The sequence below is a fragment of the Streptomyces sparsus genome, assembly GCF_054776295.1.
Window position 1 is genome coordinate 1 of the sequence record NZ_BAAHCA010000169.1, and the last position, 1,436, is coordinate 1,436.

The window sequence follows — 1,436 nt, forward strand, 5'->3', positions numbered from 1 at the left end:
CGGGACGCCGTCCGCGAGCCCCGGCAGGCCCGTCGGGGGAGAGGAGCCGGCCGAGGCAGCCGCAGCCGTGCCGTCCCCCTGGGCCGTGCCGTCCCCCTGGGCCGTGCCGTCCCCCTGGGCCGTGCCGTTGATTCGGGCTGAGGCCTCCCGGTGCGGGGGACGTCCGGTGGCGGCGTAGTGCAGGACCTCGCCCAGGCTGCGCACCGCCTCGGACTCCGAGACGCCCGGGCCGTCCGGCCCGTCCTGCCCCCGCGCACTCGGCGACGACAACCCGCCCGGTGCTCCCGACCCGCCCGGGCCGGGTCGGGCGTGGCCGAGGGTGGGCAGTACCCGCGGACCGTCCGGCGTCAGCAGCACGCGGGACGGGGTGAGCGGGCGGTACGGCAGTCCCGCGTCCCTCAACTCCCGCAGGGCTCCGGCCAGTCCGTGGGCGAGCGGACGCAGCGACGAGGCGGGCAGCGGCGCGCCCAGCTCCAGGTGGCTCAGCGCCGGGCCCGCCCGGTAGGCGGTCGCCACCCACGGCGGGTCGGCCTCCGGGTCGGCGTCCAGCACGGGCACCGTCCAGCGGCCGGTCAGCCTCCGCGCGGCGGTCACCTCCTTGCGCAGGGCGCTCCGGAAGGCGGCTCGCTGTGCCGCTTCGTCATGGAGTGCGTGGAACACCTCCAGTGCCGCCCGCCGGCCGTGCTCGGAACGGCCCAGGTAGGTGCGGTGTCCGCCCGTGCCGTAGCCCAGCCTGCCCAGCAGCCGGTAGCCGCCGACGCGTCGCGGATCGTCCCCGCGCAGTTCCTCCATGGCCCCCGAGCCCCCGACTCCTCGCCGTGTCCCCCTGGTCACCGAGGATAACGGTCAGCAGTTCGAGCCGGGTCGGCCTGTGCGAACCCGGCGGGCGGCCACACGCGACGCAGGTGTCCGCACGAGGAGCGAGGCGGTAGCGGCGGCAACCGGGTGCCGGAACCGGCGAGTTGTCACTCCGTGAGGGTGTCGAGCAGGGCGGCGAGCTGTTCGGCCGCGGTGACCAGCTCGGTGAGGCGCTGCTCGCCGCCGGCTGCGTCCGTCAGCCGGGCGGCGAAGTCGGCGTGTGCCGGATCGATGCGACGGACGGCTGCCATGCCGGACTCCGTGGGTGCCAGCAGCTTCGCCCTCCGGTGGGCCGGGTTCGGTTCGTACCGGGCCAGGCCGCCCTCCACCAGCAGGTCGGCGATGCGCTGCACGCTCTGCCGGGTGATGCCCATGGCGCGGGCGACGGCCGCCACCGGCAGCGGTTCGCGCAGTACGGCGCCGAGTACCTGCCACCGGGCGGCCGTGAGTCCGACGGGCCGGGACAGCTGCTCGGCGACGGTGAGGAATTGGCCGTTGAGCCGGAACGAGGTCACCGCGGCCCGGCTCAACAGCTCCTGCCCGCTCCGCTCCCCGCGCTCGCCCGTCCCTCCCTGCTC

General features: G+C 76.3%; 2 protein-coding genes. Both read right to left on the reverse strand.

Features of this window, described 5'->3' with window-relative positions; translation table 11 throughout:
• Positions 1 to 792 (reverse strand): protein kinase family protein (locus tag ACYVE9_RS10995; protein WP_461027593.1); only part of this gene is annotated, 792 nt, incomplete at its 3' end.
• A 173-nt stretch (positions 793 to 965) separates the two neighbouring features.
• Positions 966 to 1,391: a MarR family winged helix-turn-helix transcriptional regulator gene (locus tag ACYVE9_RS11000; protein WP_461027599.1), complete on the reverse strand. Its 426-nt coding sequence runs from the start codon at positions 1,389 to 1,391 to the stop codon at positions 966 to 968.
• Positions 1,392 to 1,436 lie beyond the last annotated feature (45 nt).